The organism is Salinimicrobium sp. TH3 (genome assembly GCF_026676115.1).
Lineage (GTDB): Bacteria > Bacteroidota > Bacteroidia > Flavobacteriales > Flavobacteriaceae > Salinimicrobium.
Map to the genome: position 1 here is coordinate 349,949 of NZ_JAPONB010000001.1, position 19,235 is coordinate 369,183.

A 19,235-nucleotide genomic window follows, 5' to 3' on the forward strand; every position below is an offset into this window, starting at 1 on the left:
AAAAATGACCCACATCATTAAGCTGTAAATACTAAACCCTTACCTTTGTTCCGCCTGAATAAACAGGGAATTATGAGGAACGAACGCAAAAGACGTGAAGCTTTAATTTATCACGCAAAACCGCACCCCGGTAAAATACAGGTGGTGCCTACCAAAAAATATTCTACCCAACGCGATCTTTCACTGGCCTACTCTCCCGGGGTTGCAGAGCCTTGCCTGGAGATCCATAAAAATGTAGAGAACGTATATAAATACACCACCAAAGGAAACCTTGTGGCGGTAATTTCTAACGGTACCGCCGTACTTGGCCTTGGTGACATAGGTCCCGAAGCTTCAAAACCCGTAATGGAAGGTAAAGGCTTGCTCTTTAAAATTTTCGCAGATATTGATGTTTTTGACATTGAAGTGGACACTAAAGATGTGGATGCTTTTGTGGAGACCGTCAAGAATATTGCGCCTACTTTTGGCGGAATTAACCTGGAAGATATAGCAGCGCCCGAAGCTTTTGAAATCGAAAGAAGGTTAAAGGCAGAACTTGATATTCCGGTAATGCATGATGACCAGCACGGTACGGCTATTATTTCTTCGGCTGCCCTGCTTAATGCCCTTGATCTTGCAAAAAAGAAAATAGGTAAAGTGAAAGTGGTGATCTCGGGTGCGGGATCGGCTGCAATTGCCTGTGCCAATCTTTATGTTTCCCTCGGGGTGAAGGTGGAAAACATCGTGATGTTTGATGTAAAAGGAGTGCTGCACAAAGACCGGAAAGACCTTTCTGATCTTCAGAAGAGATTTGCGGTAAAAAAGGAATATAAGAACTTGTCGGCCGCTATGGAAGGGGCCGATGTGTTTTTAGGACTATCGGTTGGGAATATTGTAAAACCCGACATGCTAGAAAAAATGGCCAAACGGCCTATTGTTTTCGCCATGGCCAACCCAGAACCTGAAATAGATTACGACCTGGCCGTTGCCACCAGAAAAGATATTATTATGGCGACTGGTCGTAGTGATCATCCTAATCAGGTGAACAATGTGCTTGGTTTTCCTTTCATTTTTAGGGGCGCTCTTGATGTGAGGGCAACCAAGATCAATGAAGAAATGAAGATGGCAGCCGTAAAAGCTCTTGCTGCATTGGCTAAGGAGCCGGTGCCCGAGCAGGTGAATATTGCCTACGGGGAAACCAAACTTCTCTTTGGGAAAGATTATATTATCCCCAAGCCTTTTGATCCCAGGTTGATCACACAGGTTCCTCCGGCAGTGGCTAAGGCCGCAATGGAAAGCGGAGTTGCCAAAAATCCTATTCAGGATTGGGCACGTTATGAAGATGAGCTGCTGGAAAGGATGGGGAATGACAATAAGATCACCCGTTTGCTAATGAACAGGGCGAAAATGAATCCTAAAAAGGTTGTTTTTGCCGAAGCCGATCATCTGGACGTTCTTAAAGCAGCACAGATTGCACACGACGAAGGTATTGCACAACCTATCTTGCTGGGCCGCAGAGATGTGATTGAAGAACTTATGAAGGAGATCGATTTTCATGCAGATGATGTTGTAATAATCGATTCCAAAAGTGATGTTGAAGACGAACGTCGCAACCGGTATGCAGAGGTTTACTGGGAAACTCGGAAACGAAAGGGAGTTACCCGCTATGATGCCCGCTTATTAATGCGTCAACGCAATTACTTTGCGGCTATGATGGTGAACTCGGGAGATGCAGATGCTTTGATTTCAGGATATTCCAGATCTTATCCTACAGTACTTAAGCCCATGCTTGAGTTAATAGGTAAAGCGGCGGGCGTTTCTAAAGTTGCAGCGACGAACCTTATGAATACCTCTCGTGGGCCACTTTTTATTAGTGATACTTCGGTAAATATTGATCCCACTGCCAAGGAACTCGGAAAGATTGCTCAAATGACCGCCAGGACCGTGAGACTGTTTGGAATGGAGCCGGTGATGGCGATGATCTCCTACGGGAATTTTGGATCCTCACAGAATGAAAAAGCCGAAAAAGTAAGGGAAGCGGTAGATTATCTACATCGCTTTTACCCGGACCTTATTGTCGATGGGGAAATGCAGACCGACTTTGCGCTTAACAATGAAATGTTGCAAAAGAAATTTCCATTTTCAAAACTTGCGGGTCGTAAAGTGAACACTCTTATATTTCCCAATCTCGATTCGGGTAACAGTACCTATAAGCTGCTAAAAGAGCTTAACAAAACCGAATCTGTTGGGCCAATCCTAATGGGGATGAATAAACCCGTACACGTGCTTCAACTTGGTGCAAGTGTAGAGGAAATAGTGAACATGACTGCTGTAGCAGTGGTAGATGCCCAGGAAAAGGAGCGAAAAGCTAAACGTGAACAATAAATAAAAAAGTGAAGGTGTCAAAAAATACATTTTCCTCTTGTTTTTTTTAAAGAATTATATCGGGTAAAGGCCTTTTTAAAAGCTAAGAGCAGCAGGTAATTGCTGTTTCCCTATCCTTTCAATTTTATTACATTTGACGCTACAAATATCTACTCTCCATGATCTACAGCATTAAAGGCCGGCTTGTTGAAAAGAATCCTACTAATGTGGTGATCGATTGCAACGGAGTCGGATATTTTATCCACATTTCCCTACATACTTTTTCTTTAATTCCTTCGCAGGAACAACTGCAGTTATTCACCCACTTACAGGTAAAAGAAGATTCGCATACCCTTTTTGGTTTTTGGGAAAAATCTGAGCGGGAGATCTTTAGGCTGTTAATTTCTGTTTCGGGAGTTGGCGCGAGTACAGCTCGTAGTATGTTGTCTTCCCTTGAGCCAGGACAAATAATGGAAGCCATTGCCGCAGGCGATGTGGCGACCATTCAGGGAATAAAAGGAATTGGAGCCAAGACGGCGCAGCGGGTGATCATTGATCTTAAAGACAAAATTGTAAAAGTCTTTGGTATTGATGAAGTTTCAGCGCCTCAAAGCAATACAAGCCGTGAAGAAGCGTTATCTGCATTAGAGACCCTTGGGTACACACGAAAGCAGTCTGAAAAAGTGGTAGAGAGAATTGTGAAGGAAGAACCTGATGCTTCAGTGGAATCTCTTATTAAGCAGGCACTAAAAAAATTATAACTCCTTTGGAGCAGAACTACAATTTCAGGTTTTGGCTTTCAAATTCCTTTGCACTTCTTTGTGTTCTGGTACTCTCTTCGCCAACCCTGGCGCAGGATACCATCGTTGAACAGGATACCGTAAAAACAGGTTATTCATTGGGAAAATTGAGGTTGCCTAATCCAAACAGTATAGTTGCCGCTTACACCTATGATCCCGTCCTTGACCGTTATGTCTATAGAGAAACTTTAGGAAAGTTAAATATTACCGCTCCCCTTATCCTTACTCCCGAAGAATACCAGGAGTTGGTGATCCAGGAAGAAATGAAAAATTACTTTCAGGAAAAATCTGATGCGCTTTCGGGAAGAAAAGAAGGTACAGAGGAAGATCAACGGGACCTGCTTCCCGGGTTTTATGTGAATTCCGATTTCTTTCAGAATATATTTGGTGGTGGTGATATTGAATTTATTCCGCAGGGATCTGTCGCACTGGATTTGGGAATTCTTTATTCAAAAAGAGATAATCCTGCTTTCTCACCCCGAAACCGAAGTACGTTTACTTTTGATTTTGACCAGCGAATCCAGCTGAGTCTCCTCGGAAATGTGGGCGAGCGCCTAAAGGTAACGGCAAACTACGATACCGAGTCTACTTTTGATTTTCAAAACCAGTTGAAACTGGAATATACTCCTACCGAAGATGATATCATTCAAAAGATCGAGGTGGGTAATATCAATATGCCACTTAATTCGGCTTTGATCCAGGGCGCGCAAAGTTTATTTGGGGTAAAGACTCAGCTTCAGTTTGGAAAGACCACGATAACCGGGGTTTTTTCTGAACAGAAAAGTGAACGGCGAACGGTGAATGTTGAAGGTGGGGCAACTGTACAGGAATTCGACAAATTTGCAATTGAATACGACGAGAACAGGCACTTTTTCCTGGCACATTACTTTCGTGACCATTACGATGAAGCACTGGAAAATTATCCTTTTATAAATTCCAACATACAGATCAACAGGGTACAGGTATGGGTGACCAACAGGACCAATAACGTACAAAACCTCACCGATACCCGAAATATTGTCGCTATCCAGGATCTTGGGGAATCGCCGGTGCCGGGAAATATTGGGTTGGTAAACCCGCCGGCAAACTTTTTTAATCAGCCGGAAGGTGCCTTTGCCGATAACCGCAATAACGATCTAAACCCTTTCGGGATAACAGGACCCTTTGAATCTGTACTTACTCCCGCAATTAGAGATGTGGCAAGGGTGGAAAGCGGGTTTGGTGGCTTGCAGGTTTCAGAAGGAAGGGATTATGTGAAATTGGAAAATGCAAGGCAGTTAAAACCTTCAGAATATCGCTTAAACTCCAGTTTGGGTTACATCTCTTTGAACCAAAGGCTGGCGAGTGATGAAATTCTTGCTGTTGCTTTCCAATATACTGTTGGCGGAGAGGTTTATCAGGTAGGGGAATTCGCAAGTGACGGGATCGATGCCTCGGGTGGTACGGGAGAGGAATCTTCTGTTTCTCAAAACCTGGTGGTGAAGATGCTAAAGAGTTCTGTTACCAATGTGGATGAACCGGTATGGGATCTTATGATGAAGAACATCTACAATTTGGGGGCTTTTAACCTGGAGAGAGATGATTTTCGAATGAACATCGTGTATACAGATCCCCAACCCCTCAATTACATTACAGGAGTTGAAGGTGTGCCTCTACCCGAAGATGTGGAGCAAACAACACTTCTAAGGGTGTTTAACCTCGATAATCTCAATGTTTCGGGCGATCCTATAGTAGGTGGGGACGGGTTTTTTGATTTTGTGCCGGGAATTACTATTAATCCCGAAACAGGGAATATAATATTTACCTCTGTAGAACCTTTTGGAAATTACCTTTTCAACAAACTGGATCCCAATCCTAATGCAGGTTCTGAAATTTATGAGCTTCCCGAAACCTGGAATGCCAATCAGCAAAAATACGTTTTCCGGGCGCTTTATAATACCACCAAAACTCAGGCAGAGCAGGAGCAGGCCGAAAAGAACAAGTTCCAGCTTCGCGGGCGCTACAAATCCTCAAATGTTGAAGGAATTCCAATAGGCGCTTTTAATGTGCCACAGGGATCGGTTACGGTGACCGCCGGGGGAAGAGTGTTACAGGAAGGGGTTGACTATGTGGTGAACTACCAGTTTGGACGGGTGCAGATCCTGGATGAGGCTTTATTGGCTTCAAATATTCCTATCCAGGTATCAACAGAGAATAATGCCCTTTTTGGGCAGCAAACAAAACGGTTTACCGGGATTAATGTCGAGCATCTTTTTAATGAAAATTTCCTGGTGGGTGCCACCTATCTAAACCTTAATGAACGCCCGCTTACCCAAAAATCCAATTACAGCTATGAACCCATAAACAATACTATTCTTGGGCTCAACCTGAATTATTCAACCGAATTGCCCTTTTTGACGCGCTGGGTCAATAAACTTCCCAATATTGATACAGATGTGATCTCCAATCTCTCCCTGCGTGGGGAAGTGGCCTATTTGTTACCGGGTGCGCCAAAAGGGAGTGAATTTGAAGGTCGTGCCACCACCTATGTGGATGATTTTGAGGCAGCGCAAACCTCTATTGCTATTGATAATCCATTGGGGTGGGAACTTTCCAGCGTTCCTCTAGGTTTTGGCGGCGAATTGGCTAATGGAAATCTCGCCACCAATTACAAAAGAGCAAAACTTGCCTGGTACAGCATAGATCCTATTTTCTACGGAAGCAGCAGACCTTCGGGAGTTACAGATTCAGATCTTTCCAGTTATGCTACCCGAAGGGTCTTTCTCAATGAAATCTTTCCGAATGTAGATGTGGTGCAGGGCCAGTCACAGGTGTTGTATACTCTTGACCTGGCTTATTATCCCGGAATTAGAGGGGCATATAATTTTAATCCTGCAGCTGCCGGTGGCAATAACCTGCCAAACCCTGCAGAGAATTTTGGAGGCATAACCCGGGCGATTAGCTCGACAAACTTTGAGCAGAGTAACGTGGAATACATCGAGTTCTGGATGATGGATCCTTTCCTGTATTCAGAAAATGCTGGAAATCCCGGTGGGAAGCTGGTTTTTAACCTCGGAAATATTTCTGAAGATGTTTTAAAAGACGGGCGAAAGCAATACGAAAACGGGCTTCCTGTAGATGGCGGGGAGCAGAACACAACCCGTACTGAATTTGGTAAAGTGCCTTCCAACCAGTCCCTTATTTACGCTTTTAATACCGAAGGGCAGGAAAGGCTGAATCAGGATATTGGATACGACGGACTTTCGGATGCAGAAGAAGCCACTCAATTCCCTGGTTTTGGAAATCTTCCCGATCCTGCAGCCGATAATTATGATTATTTCCTGAATGCTTCAGGAGGAATTCTCGATCGCTATTTCGACTATAATGGTATTCAGGGGAATTCGCCGCCAGATGTTACCAATACCAACCGCGGCAACACCACTTTACCTACAGTTGAGGATCTAAACCGGGACAATACCATGAACACAGTTGACAGCTATTTCGAATATGAGGTTCCTGTTTTTCCCAATATGAGCATAGACAATAGCCGCTATGTGACAGATGTCAAGGAATTTTCTATTGATCTACCTAACGGGCAGGAGCTGCCTGTAAGATGGTTGCAGTTTAAGGTGCCAATATATGAACCCACTGCCGCTCGTGGAGGAATTGGAGATTTTAGGTCTATAAGATTTATGAGGATGTACCTTACCGGCTTTGAAGATCCCACAGTGCTTAGGTTTGGAACCATGGACCTCGTGCGGGGGGATTACCGTAGATACACCCAGAGTCTGGATCCCGATAAATCTGATCCTACCAATGAGAGCACCACTTTTACGGTAGCATCAGTAAGTATAGAAGAGAATGAAAATCGCCAGCCTATCCCTTATGTATTGCCACCAGGGGTAGATCGTGAGGAATTGATGAACAACAACACCCGGGTGAGACAGAACGAGCAGTCGCTTGCGGTAACTGTTTGTGATCTCGAACCACAGGATTCCCGCGGAGTATACAAGAACTTCCAGTTAGATATGCGGCAGTACAAGAATCTTGAGCTGTTCATTCATGCAGAACCTTTGGTGAACAGGCTAAAATGGCAGGATGGTGAATTGGTGGCCTTCGTGCGGATTGGTACAGATTTTACCGATAACTTCTACCAGATTGAGATCCCGCTGAAACCAACCGAATTTGGTGCAGCCTCTGCTTCGGAAATTTGGCCTGTAGAAAACCGCATGAACCTGGCGCTGGAATTACTGCAGGAGGTGAAAGCAAAAGTGATTGGAAATCCCGATTTAGTGTCAACCGAACTTAACTTCTTTAATGAAACAGGAGAACAGGTTGCAGCCGAAGCCCCGTACGAGGTAGGACGCTTAAGAATAGGGATCAAAGGAAATCCCAGTTTTGGGAATGTAAGAATGCTCATGTTGGGGGTCAAAAATGGTCTTTCTGAAGCCACTTCCAGAAACCTTTGCGGGGAAGTATGGTTCAATGAACTGCGTTTGTCTGAACTGGATAATGAAGGGGGGTGGGCAGCAATCGTGAATATGGATGCCAACGTGGCCGATTTTGCGAATCTTTCGGCTACCGGAAGAAGGAGTACTGTTGGTTTTGGTTCTTTGGAACAGGGGCCAAACCAAAGAAGCAGAGAAGACTTTTTACAATATGATGTTGTAAGTAATCTTAATATGGGACAGCTTTTACCACCTGCCTGGGGTGTGAAAATTCCTGTGAGTTACAGCTATGGGGAAGAATTAATTACTCCAAAATATGATCCCGAATATCTCGATCTGGAACTAGAAACGGTACTGGATAATGCCGCAACAGAAGAAATTAGGGATGATCTTAGAGAAAGAGCCGAGGACTTTACCCGGCGCCAAAGTATAAATGTTATAGGTCTTCGCAAGGAAAGATTAGGAGAGGATAAACCTATGCCTTACGATATTGAAAACCTTAGTGTTTCCGGAAGTTATAATCAGGTGGATCACAGGGATTTCGAAATAGAAGATGCCTTTGATCAAAATGTGCGGGTGGGAGCCACTTATGACTATACTTTTGCACCTGTGAATATTGAGCCTTTGAGGAATGTAAAGGCTCTGGACAGCAGTGCGTATTATGCACTCTTGAGGGATTTTAATTTCAATGTGTTCCCTTCAAACGTAACTGCAACTTCCACTATATTCAGGCAATATAATGAGCAGAAATTTAGGGAGATCAATTTGCCTCCCGGTTTCATTAATGGTATTCCAACGCTGTACCAGCGAAACTTTTTGTTTGACTGGCAGTACACCATCAATTATAACTTCACTAAAAGCCTGCGGCTTAATTTCGATTCCTCAACCAACAGAATTGTTCGGAACTATCTTGATGAAGACAACAATCCCGATACTACTACAGATATTTGGGACGGCTTTTTCAATGTAGGGATTCCTAATCAACATTACCAGTCCTTACAGCTCAATTACGATTTACCAATGGCAAAGGTTCCTGTGCTTGAATTTATGAAGGCGACCTATTCGTACACAGGGAATTTCCAATGGGAGCGGGGCTCAGAAATTTATCAAACTCTGGAAGACGTTCCCGATCTTGGAAACAGTGTTCAAAATTCCAATGTACACCAGGTAAGTGCAAATATGGAAATGCAGACCTTGTATGATTACTTTGGTTTGAAGAAAAGGACACGACCGGGAGGAGCCCAAACGATAGAGGAGCGCAGTAGAGCAGTTCCTACTTTAGACGGGGATCAACCTAAAACTCCTGCCCCGGCAGATATTGCGCGGCTAAGTGCAGGGGATAGGACCTACAACACTTTTGTGGGACTTCTTACATCCATTCGCAGGATACAGGTGAATTACCAGGAGAACAACGGGATCTTTCTTCCCGGGTATACCAATGACATAGGATTTATGGGTACCTGGAACCCAACCTTCGGCTTTACCCTGGGAAGTCAGGAAGAGGTGAGGTATATGGCAGCCCGAAAAGGCTGGCTTACTTTATATCAGCAATTTAATCAGCAGTACACACAAGTAGAAAATGAACAACTGGGGATCAATGCTGATATTTCACTGTTACCAGATCTAACTATTCAGCTTACCGCGGGCAGGTTATATTCAGAAACATTTCAGGAAAATTACAGGGTAATTGGAGGTCAATATGTGCCGCTTACTCCGTTAACTTTTGGGAACTTCAATATTTCTACGATTCTTCTTAAAACTGCTTTTAATCAAAGTACGGCTGAATCTTCGGCGACTTTCCAGGAATTTAGGGAGAACAGGCTGGCAGTGGCGAGAAGACTGGCTGTAGAAAATGGGCTGGATCCAAATGAGACAGATGAATTTGGCTATCCTGTAGGTTACGGAAAGAATAATCAGGATGTGTTACTACCCGCATTCTTAGCTGCTTATTCGGGTTCCGATCCCGATGATGTGGCGCTGGGAGCATTCAGGGATTTCCCTCTTCCCAACTGGAACCTGAAATATACCGGCTTTATGCGTCTGCCCTGGTTCAAAAAGAATTTTAAGAGATTTTCGGTTAATCATGGTTATACCGCAGGATATACTCTTAACCAGTTCCAGACCAATTTGGATTATGATCCTGCCAATCCCCGCGATGTTGACCAGGCAGGGAATTACAAAAGTGAGTTGCTATTTTCCAATGTTAATCTTACCGAACAGTTTAGCCCTCTTGTTAGGGTGGATATGGAAATGGCAAATTCTATTAAAATTTTAGCCGATATCCAAAAGGACCGGGCACTCTCACTAAGTTTTGATAATAATCTTCTAACCGAAATAAGCGGGAACCAATACACTCTTGGTTTAGGATACCGAATCAAAGACCTAAAGATTGATACTAAGATTGGGGGGCGTCAAAGAATTCTTAGCAGTGACCTTAATTTTAAGGCAGATGTTTCATATCGTCACAATGAAACCGTCATACGATATCTGGACATAGACAATAGTCAGGTTACTGCAGGGCAGGATATTTGGGCAATCAATTTTACGGCAGATTATGCCCTTTCAAAGAACCTTACCGCCCTGGTTTACTACGATCACAGTTTCTCGGAATATGCAATTTCAACAGCTTATCCCCAGACTACGATCAGGTCTGGAGTGACTTTGCGATATAACTTCGGAAATTAGAGCAGGGGGCTTGACTAAAAGGATTAAAAAATTAACTTTGTTATACTAAAAAACTAACCATGAAGATTCCAAAAGACTTAAAGTACACCAATGATCACGAATGGGTGAAAATTGAAGGGGATGTTGCCACTGTAGGTATTACCGATTTTGCCCAGGGTGAGCTGGGAGATATCGTTTATGTAGAAGTTGAAACTGTAGATGAAACGCTGGATAGAGAAGAAGTGTTTGGTACTGTTGAAGCAGTAAAAACAGTTTCTGATCTGTTTGCGCCGCTTTCGGGAGAGATCATTGAATTCAATGAGAGCCTGGAGGACGAGCCGGAAAAAGTAAATTCAGATCCTTATGGAGAGGGTTGGATGATAAAGATCCGTTTTAGTGATGCATCGCAGATCGACGATCTTCTAAGTGCCGAAGAATATACTGAAGTTGTTGAAGGTTAAACTTCTTTTTCTTCTCACTTCAGTATCTTATACGATTCTAATACTATACCTGTCTCTCATTAATCTTTCGGATACCCCGGTTAAGGACCTTGGGGTGAGCGACAAGGTAATGCATGGCGGCGCCTATTTTGGTCTTGGACTGTTGTGGATGTTGTTTGTACTCTTTTCTTTTAAAGAAAGCCATCTTTTTAAGAAAATTATTATTATTTCTTTATGCTCAATAGCCTTTGGCATTTTTATTGAGGTTCTACAGGATACATTGACGAGTTATCGACAATTGGATCTGTACGATATTTTTGCTAACACTCTGGGAGTTGTTCTTGCAGGAATTCTTGTGTGGGCCTTGAGGAAATATCTAATCAGGTTAAAAGCCAAGATTAATTTAGATTTAATGAAAAATTAATTATTTTAGCCAACCTATAATTAAAACGGAATTATGAAACCCAAAAAAAATCCAAAAGCTGATTTATCCAGGAGAAGCGTTTTGTTCTTCCAGATTGGAATGATCGTGATGCTTTTCATTACCTGGAGGGCGATTGAGTGGAAAACCTATGATAAGGAAGCGATTGATACCGGGATGGTTGATATGGATGCCTTTGAAGAGGAAGATGTGCCAATCACCGAATTGAATACACCACCACCACCACCGCCACCGCCACCGCCACCAGCACCCGAGATTATCGAGATCGTAGAAGATGAAGAAGAAGTTGAAGAGACGGTGATCGAATCTACCGAAACTAACCAGGAAGAGATCGTGGAAGTTGAAGAGGTAGAAGTAGTTGAGGAAGAAGAAGAAATTGGGGACGTTCCGTTTGCTGTTATTGAAGATGTGCCTGTTTTTCCAGGATGTGAAAACGAGAAAAACAATCAGGCCCGTAAGGACTGTATGAGTGAAAAGATCAATGACTTCGTGAACCGAAGATTTGATACCGGTTTAGGTAGTGATCTTGGACTTTCTGGAATCAACAGGATCTATGTGCAGTTTAGGATCGAGAAGAATGGTAACATTACCGTTCTTGGAGCGAGGGCTCCACATCCACGTCTACAGCAGGAAGCGGAAAGAGTAGTGAACATGCTACCTAAGATGCAGCCAGGGAAACAACGTGGTCAACCGGTAGGGGTGCTTTATTCCCTTCCTATTACTTTTAGAGTACAGGACTAACTTAGTCGTTTAATATATTTGAAAATCCCGCACTTGTTGCGGGATTTTTTATTTCCGATCATTTTTTTCGTAGGAAAAATTAGATCCTGCAGGAAGACCGGTAGGAGTAACATACTCACTGCCTATCAAATTTCGAATTCAGGAATAAAATATCCTGAAAATGCCATTTTTAATCCCGCACCTGGTTGCGGGATTTTTGATTGTATGAAAATACTTCAGGTTTTTAAAATAATGTATCTTTCCGCAGTAATCTATTGAGCATTGTGCAGGCTATGACAAAAATTTACACGCTCTTCCTTATATTTCTTCCGTTTATTGCCTTTTCTCAGACCTTTAAAGGAGATCCTGAAAGATTTCCACGTTTTTCTGAATGTGAAAATGTAGAGTTTGAACAGGAGGAAAGTTGTTTCAGAGCCACATTAAAACAAAAAATAAGCGGAGAATTTCAATTGCCAGAGATAATTTCTGAAGACAATTATAAAGGAGAAGTAATAGTGCTTTTTGAGGTCACCCGTGATGGAGACTTTGAAGTCATTTTTATCGATGCGGCTTATTCCGAATTAAAGGAGGAGATAAACCGCATTTTTAAGACCCTTCCGAAAATTTCCCCTGCTACCTACAACAGCAGGCCAATTAATATGCAGTTCCGTATGCCGGTTAAAATTCCTTTTGAACAAGAGGAAGCTGCATTACCCACCTATGAGAAGGAACTAGTAGCTGTAAAGGCCGAAGTGGCAGCTCCTGTTGGACGAAAAGAAGTGACAGAGGAGTATGACGAGATCAAATCATTGGAGATTAGTAATCCACGGTTTGAAAGTGAGATCAATATTCCTCTATCGCACGAACTTTACAGTAGGTTTGAAGATGAGGTCAACAGGATAGGTACTAATTTTCACACTTCTTCCAAGCCTTTTCTCTATTCGGAGGTACAGCCTTATTATAATTTTGAGGCTAAGCTTGCGGCGCTTCAAAAGCCTGTAGACTCATGGGTGGGGAGAAAATTATGGAATGAGCATCTTTTTAGGTTCCAGGGTGAAGATTATTGGTTCACTGTAGACTTTGCCCTTGACTTGCAGGTGGGGAAAGACTTTGACAGTGAATTGGATGTTACCTACAATAATACAAGGGCTGCCATTTTTCAAGGGGGACTAGGTAGTAATTTTAGCTTCTATTCGGTAGTTTATGAGAACCAGGGGAGATTTGCAGATTATTTTAATCACTATGCGGAATCAATAAGACCAGGTTCTGAGGGTGCGGCTATTATTCCGGGTCGTGGAATTGCCAAGCCATTTATGGGGCAGGCCTATGACTATCCTGTCGCCGAAGGCTATCTCTCTTATAGCCCGGGTAAATTCTTTAACCTACAGTTTGGTCATGGAAAAAACTTTATTGGGGACGGTTACAGGTCACTATTGTTGAGTGATAATGCATCACCATACCCTTTTTTCAAGCTCAACACCACCTTCTGGAAAATTAAATACACCAACACGTGGATGTCTTTGCGTGATGTACGGCCCGAAGTTACGGGAGAGGACTCCTACAGAACAAAATTTATGGCTAACCATTATTTGAGCTACAATGTAACAAAGAGGCTTAATATTGGCTTTTTTGAATCTGTAATGTGGGAGAATGACAACAACCGTGGATTCGACCTTAATTACCTAAACCCGGTGATCTTTTACCGTGCCATTGAATTTTCGACCGGGGCACAAGCTGGAAATGCTATCATTGGCCTTACCGGGAAGTATAAATGGAATAATAGATTCCTTACCTATGGCCAGTGGCTTATTGATGAATTTTCTTCCAGTGATGTTTTTGGAGGAGAAGGCAGCTGGAAGAATAAACACGGCTTCCAGTTAGGGACAAAGTATTTTAATGCTTTCAATGTAGAGAACCTTCACCTGCAGCTGGAATATAATCAGGTGCGACCTTACACCTATTCTCACAACACCATTACCCTCAATTATGGTCATGCCAACCAATCCATGGCGCATTTATGGGGAGCTAATTTTAGAGAGCTTGTGGCTATTGCCAGGTATAAAAGCGGAAGATATTATGGTCATGTGAAGGCGATTTATGGGGAACGCGGTTTTGACTTTTCTGAAAATGGTGACTATTACGGCGGAAATATCTACCGCAGTGAAGAGGAGCGGCCTCTGGAAACAGGCGTAAGGATTGGTCAGGGAAATAATACCGATTCATTCTTTGCTCAAACTGAAGTTGGCTATATTATTAATCCTGCTACAAATCTTAAATTTTTCGGCAGCTTTATTTATCGAAACTTTGACCCCGAAGTTAATACTGTAGAGCACTTTGATAATACCACATACTGGGTTAATATTGGGCTGCGGACAGATATCTTTAACTGGTACTTTGATATGTAAATCCTATAATGGGTTGGAAATCAATAGTTATGTTTTTTAGGCGATATAAATTTAACGGCTTCATGGACTTGGTAGAAAACAATTAAGAAGTATCTTTGCGCCAAAATTCCCTTTTTTTGGAAAATACTCAAGTACATAGTCCTGCAATTTCCCTGGTAAGCGATCTAAAGGAGATTACTAAGGTGAGACTGGCAATAAGTGTAGTCTTTTCTTCGGTTGCCGGTTATTTTTTAGGAGCAGAATCTGTTGATCTTCTCACAGTGATCATGTTGTCGATTGGAGGGTATTGTTTGGTCGGAGCATCAAATGCCTATAACCAGATCCTTGAAAAGGATCTTGATCTTTTGATGAAGAGAACCAGTAACCGTCCTGTTCCTTCGGGAAGAATGTCGGTTAATACTGCTTTTATTATTGCAAGTTCCCTCACCGTACTGGGGCTGGTAATACTTTATCTTATCAATCCCAGAACAGCAATGTTTGGGGCCATTAGTATTTTTCTTTACGTAAGTGTATATACTCCTCTAAAGACCAAGACCCCACTATCGGTATTTGTGGGTGCCTTCCCGGGGGCAATTCCTTTTATGTTAGGATGGGTTGCCGCTACGGGAGATTTTGGTATTGAGCCGGGAACCTTGTTCATGATACAATTCTTCTGGCAATTTCCACATTTTTGGGCCCTTGGCTGGTGGTTGTATGATGATTATGCAAAAGGTGGCTTCTTTATGTTACCCACCGGGAAAAGGGATAAAGGTACCGCAATACAAATCGTTTTATACACCATCTGGACCGTAATAGTTTCTTTAATACCGGTAACCGGGATGACAGGTGCACTGTATATTACACCGTTTTCTGCAGTACTTGTACTTCTTCTGGGAATGGGAATGCTGTTCTATGCCGTGCAGCTTTACCGGAAAAGAGACGAAAAATCGGCTAAAAAACTAATGCTGGCAAGTGTTTCTTATATCACGCTGCTGCAAATTATATATGTATTAGATAAATTAATTCGAGTATGGATTTAACACAAGGAACCCAAGCGTACAAGCAGGGCCGGGCAAAAAAGATGATGCTGTGGTTTGGGATCATAAGTATGGCTATGATGTTCGCGGGACTTACCAGTGCTTATGTAGTAAGCACAAAACGACCGGACTGGCTTACTGAATTACAATTGCCCGTCACCTTTATTTGGAGTACTGTGGTAATATTTTTAAGTAGTATTACCTTTCATTTTGCCATAAAAGCAGTGAAGCAGAATAACCATTCTCTTGCTACTTCGGGTCTTGTTGCGACTTTATTGCTTAGCATTGGGTTCATTGTTTTACAGTTTTTGAGCTTTAATGAACTGTTGGAATCTGGATATTTCTTCACAGGTAGTGCCAGTAGTGTTACTACTTCTTTTCTTTATTTGATCGTAGGATCGCATTTAGTGCACCTTTTAGGGGGAATAATCGTGCTTTTGGTGATAATTTATAACCATTTTAAACAGAAGTATTATGCTGGGCAAACACTTGGATTAGAACTTGGTGCTACTTACTGGCACTTCGTGGATGCCCTTTGGATATACCTGTTTTTATTTTTATATTTCTTTAGATAAATAAAAAACCTATTTTTGCCCATACTTTAAAAATCAAACTCTTTCTATGGAAGCGACTGTGACCAGAACAGGTACCGAAGGAAAAACATGGGGTGGTGGAAATCAACCTCTAAAGGTGAGCTATGGAAAAATGATGATGTGGTTCTTCATATTATCAGATGCGCTTACCTTTTCCGGTTTTCTTGCCTCTTACGGTTTTGCCCGATATAAATTTTCTGAAAGCTGGCCTATCGCCGATGAGGTTTTTACCCACTTTCCCTTTTTGCACGGAGTAGAGGCGCCAATGTATTATGTGGCCTTAATGACCTTTATTCTCATTTTTTCTTCTGTGACTATGGTTTTGGCCGTAGACGCCGGGCATCAAATGAAGAAATCCAAGGTTACCTTCTATATGTTGTTGACAATCATTGGGGGTATAATCTTTCTTGGTTCACAGGCATGGGAATGGAAAAACTTTATTCAGGGCACTTATGGAGCAGTAGAAACCAGGGGTGGAAATGTGCTGCAGGTAGTAAATGATGAAGGACATCGCGTTGCTCTTGATGAGTTTGTGGTTGCTGCACCAACAGAGAGATTACAGCAAACACGTTCCAATGCATTGTGGTTTGTGGACGAACCTACTTTGCCACGCTTCACAATGGAAGATGTGCTTGTTGGTTTCGCGGCTAATCCAAACCTTCATATTAGAACTCAGGAGTTGACCGAGACAGGAGACAAAGTCGTGCTTACAAGAGCGGAGTCTTTAGCTAAACTTGAAAACGAAGGAATTGGAATCATTGAGGGGGCTAACCTTCAAAAAAATGAATATGGTAATCCTTTATTTGGAGACTTCTTCTTTTTTATTACAGGATTTCATGGATTTCACGTTTTAACAGGAGTTTTAATCAATATCATCATTTTCTTTAATGTTCTTATTGGGACTTATGAAAGAAGAGGCCACTATGAAATGGTGGAGAAGGTAGGACTGTACTGGCACTTTGTAGACCTTGTATGGGTATTTGTATTTACTTTCTTCTATTTAGTATAATCTGGAATACAATATAAAATGGCACACGATACAACTCACGCACATCAATCGAACACCAAAAGGATCTGGACCGTATTTATCATTCTTTCGGTTATCACCATTGTGGAGGTAATTCTTGGAATTATTAAGCCCGAGGTATTAACAGATACTTACTTTGTAAGCTTAAAATTAATTAACTGGATCTTTATTGTGCTTACCATTTGGAAGGCATATTATATTACCTGGGCCTTCATGCACATGGAGGGCGAGACAAAAGGGCTTAGGCGCTCTGTAGTCTGGACTGCAGGTTTTCTTATTATTTACCTGGTTTTTATTCTCCTAACCGAAGGAGATTACGTTCACGAGGTAATGAAAAGAGGGCAGGTAGCCTGGGATTTTTAAAAGTTAAAACATTAGAGAAAGGCGGTTTTAAAACCGCCTTTTTTTATTTTTGTGCACATCTTTCCGTAAAGATATCATGAAAAAATTCTTTGTCATTTTTGTGCTTTTTGCACTCCCCCTGGGGGCCTATTTGTTCTTCGCTTCAGGAGTTAATAATTTTGCGCGCCTGCCTGTGCTTACACAGGAGATCTATCAGTTGGAATCCTTCAGAAGTCTTGAGGATGAAGAGGAGGAAGTGAGCTTTGACGGCAAGATCACTATTCTTGGTTTTCCTGGGGGTGAGCCCCTGGAATATTCCAACAATGCCTATCATCTTGCCGAAAAAATTTATGACCGCTATGCTGAGTTTAACGATTTTCAGTTTGTTTCTGTAGTACCTTCCGGAAGTGAAGCTGAAGTTGAAAAGCTTCAGGATAAAATTTCCAAAGTTATAGATCTAAAAAAGTGGAAATTTGTTACCGGTTCTTCCGAAGAGATCAACGCGTTGTTTGATAGTCTTAACACCGACCTGGAATTAACCGGTGATCTTTCCACTCCCAATGTTTTTATAATTGATAAGGAAGGAAAGCTGCGTGGCAGGGACAAAGACGACGACGGGAAGGAGCTTTACGGCTATGATACTGGCTCTATTTTTGTGCTCAACAATAAAATGAATGATGACGTAAAAGTCATCCTGGCAGAGTATCGCCTGGCACTAAAGAAATATAACAGAGAGAATACCGAGAAATAAATGAAAAACTACTCCTACATAGGAATTTCCTTTGTGATCCTTATTTTTGGGATCATAGTTGTTCCCAAAATTATCGACAGGATAAATGAACGGGAAGTCGTCTCCTCGAATAGATCTGATGGGCAGGAAGAACGTGCTTCAGAAAAAGTTGAGCTGGAATATATCATGGTGAACGGGGAAAAAAAGAAGGTCCCCGCATTTGAATTCATAGATCAACACGGGGATACTATCACAAATAAAGACTACGACGGAAAAGTCTATATAGCTGAATTCTTCTTTTCTACCTGTCCTACTATCTGTCCTATCATGAAAGAAAATTTAGTTCAGGTGCAGGATGTTTTTGGTGAAAATGATGATTTCGGGATCGCATCCTTCAGCATTGATCCACAGCATGATACTCCCGAAGTTTTAAAAGAGTATGCTGCCTTAAACGGAATAACCCATCCAAACTGGCATTTGATGACCGGTGAGCGGGAAGAAATTTATGATCTCGCGAATTCAGGATTCAATATTTATGCCGGTGAAGATGAAAATGCTGAGGGAGGTTTTGCTCATTCGGGTTATTTTGCACTGGTTGATAAAGAAGGGTATATAAGATCGCGTAAAGACCGACATGGTAACCCAATTATTTATTACCGTGGATCTGTTCCGCGTAAATCCATTGTGGAACCCGGTGAAGAAGAGCCTCAAATAGATATTTTGATTGCAGATGCAAAAAAACTTGTCAATGATAAATAGGAAGTCCGACAGGGTGATGGTGCCGGCCATTTTGGTGATCTCCATTTTAGTTCCCGTGCTGGTATTAATTTTAATGTACCTCCCTGAGAGGTATGAGGTACTTGGAGGAAACTTCAATAATTTTCCTCTGTTCCATGCTATTCTAAATTTCTTTACTGCTTTGTTGCTTATTGCCGGTTATTTTTCAATGAGAAAAAAGGAATTGGCGTGGCATAGAAATTTAATGATTTCAGCATTTTTTCTGTCGGCAGTTTTTTTAGTGAGTTATGTGATCTCTAAAATAAGCAATGAGCCTGTACCTTACGGTGGGGAAGGCGTACTTAAGTATATTTATTTCTTTATTTTGATCACGCATATCCTGCTTTCGGCTATTATTGTTCCCCTGGTTTTGTTCACCATGTACCGAGGTCTTACAGGAGAGGTATGGAAACACCGAAAAATTGCCCGCTATACTTTTCCAATATGGTTATATGTAGCTGTGACAGGAGTGTTGGTATATTTATTCATGGCGCCTTATTATTAAGATT

The 19,235-nt window shown here is 42.1% G+C and carries 14 protein-coding genes; all 14 read left to right on the top strand.

What is annotated here, in order from left to right:
- Positions 1-72: 72 nt before the first annotated feature.
- The 14 genes from OU683_RS01465 to OU683_RS01530 all read left to right on the top strand — a co-directional run bounded on the left by OU683_RS01465 (position 73) and on the right by OU683_RS01530 (position 19,231).
- Positions 73-2,364 carry an NADP-dependent malic enzyme gene (locus tag OU683_RS01465; protein ID WP_268134427.1) on the top strand — a complete coding sequence of 764 codons (2,292 nt, stop codon included), beginning with the start codon at positions 73-75 and terminating at the stop codon, positions 2,362-2,364.
- Between the two features lie 158 nt (positions 2,365-2,522).
- The gene (gene ruvA / locus OU683_RS01470) at positions 2,523-3,104 is read left to right on the top strand and encodes a Holliday junction branch migration protein RuvA (RefSeq protein WP_268134429.1); all 582 of its coding nucleotides are present in this window, start codon (positions 2,523-2,525) and stop codon (positions 3,102-3,104) included.
- A gap of 5 nt (positions 3,105-3,109) precedes the next feature.
- Positions 3,110-10,255 (top strand): T9SS outer membrane translocon Sov/SprA, encoded by a 7,146-nt coding sequence (gene sov / locus OU683_RS01475; protein WP_268134431.1) that lies wholly within the window; start codon positions 3,110-3,112, stop codon positions 10,253-10,255.
- 59 nt (positions 10,256-10,314) lie between these two features.
- Entirely contained in the window at positions 10,315-10,695 is a 381-nt protein-coding gene (gene gcvH, locus OU683_RS01480) for a glycine cleavage system protein GcvH (RefSeq protein ID WP_268134433.1), read from the top strand.
- Entirely contained in the window at positions 10,685-11,098 is a 414-nt protein-coding gene (locus OU683_RS01485) for a VanZ family protein (protein ID WP_268134435.1), read from the top strand. Before gcvH ends, OU683_RS01485 begins: the two co-directional genes overlap by 11 nt.
- Positions 11,099-11,131: 33 nt before the next feature.
- Positions 11,132-11,857: an energy transducer TonB gene (locus OU683_RS01490; protein ID WP_268134437.1), complete on the top strand. Its 726-nt coding sequence runs from the start codon at positions 11,132-11,134 to the stop codon at positions 11,855-11,857.
- Between the two features lie 272 nt (positions 11,858-12,129).
- The gene (locus OU683_RS01495; protein ID WP_268134439.1) at positions 12,130-14,241 is read left to right on the top strand and encodes a gliding motility protein RemB; all 2,112 of its coding nucleotides are present in this window, start codon (positions 12,130-12,132) and stop codon (positions 14,239-14,241) included.
- A gap of 116 nt (positions 14,242-14,357) precedes the next feature.
- Complete coding sequence (gene cyoE / locus OU683_RS01500) at positions 14,358-15,260, top strand: heme o synthase (protein WP_268134441.1); 903 nt, start codon at positions 14,358-14,360, stop codon at positions 15,258-15,260.
- Entirely contained in the window at positions 15,251-15,832 is a 582-nt protein-coding gene (locus tag OU683_RS01505) for a cytochrome c oxidase subunit 3 (protein ID WP_268134443.1), read from the top strand. Before cyoE ends, OU683_RS01505 begins: the two co-directional genes overlap by 10 nt.
- A gap of 46 nt (positions 15,833-15,878) precedes the next feature.
- Positions 15,879-16,859, top strand: a complete 981-nt coding sequence (locus tag OU683_RS01510; protein WP_268134445.1) for a cytochrome c oxidase subunit 3 — start codon at positions 15,879-15,881, stop codon at positions 16,857-16,859.
- Positions 16,860-16,877: 18 nt separating this feature from the next.
- Positions 16,878-17,240 carry a cytochrome C oxidase subunit IV family protein gene (locus OU683_RS01515; protein ID WP_268134447.1) on the top strand — a complete coding sequence of 121 codons (363 nt, stop codon included), beginning with the start codon at positions 16,878-16,880 and terminating at the stop codon, positions 17,238-17,240.
- Between the two features lie 76 nt (positions 17,241-17,316).
- The gene (locus tag OU683_RS01520; protein ID WP_268134448.1) at positions 17,317-17,970 is read left to right on the top strand and encodes a hypothetical protein; all 654 of its coding nucleotides are present in this window, start codon (positions 17,317-17,319) and stop codon (positions 17,968-17,970) included.
- Positions 17,971-18,708, top strand: a complete 738-nt coding sequence (locus OU683_RS01525; RefSeq protein ID WP_268134451.1) for an SCO family protein — start codon at positions 17,971-17,973, stop codon at positions 18,706-18,708. It abuts the gene before it with no gap.
- Positions 18,698-19,231, top strand: coding sequence for a DUF420 domain-containing protein (locus OU683_RS01530; RefSeq protein ID WP_268134453.1), 534 nt, complete (start codon positions 18,698-18,700; stop codon positions 19,229-19,231). The genes OU683_RS01525 and OU683_RS01530 overlap by 11 nt, the downstream gene beginning before the upstream one ends.
- The last annotated feature ends 4 nt before the right edge of the window (positions 19,232-19,235 follow it).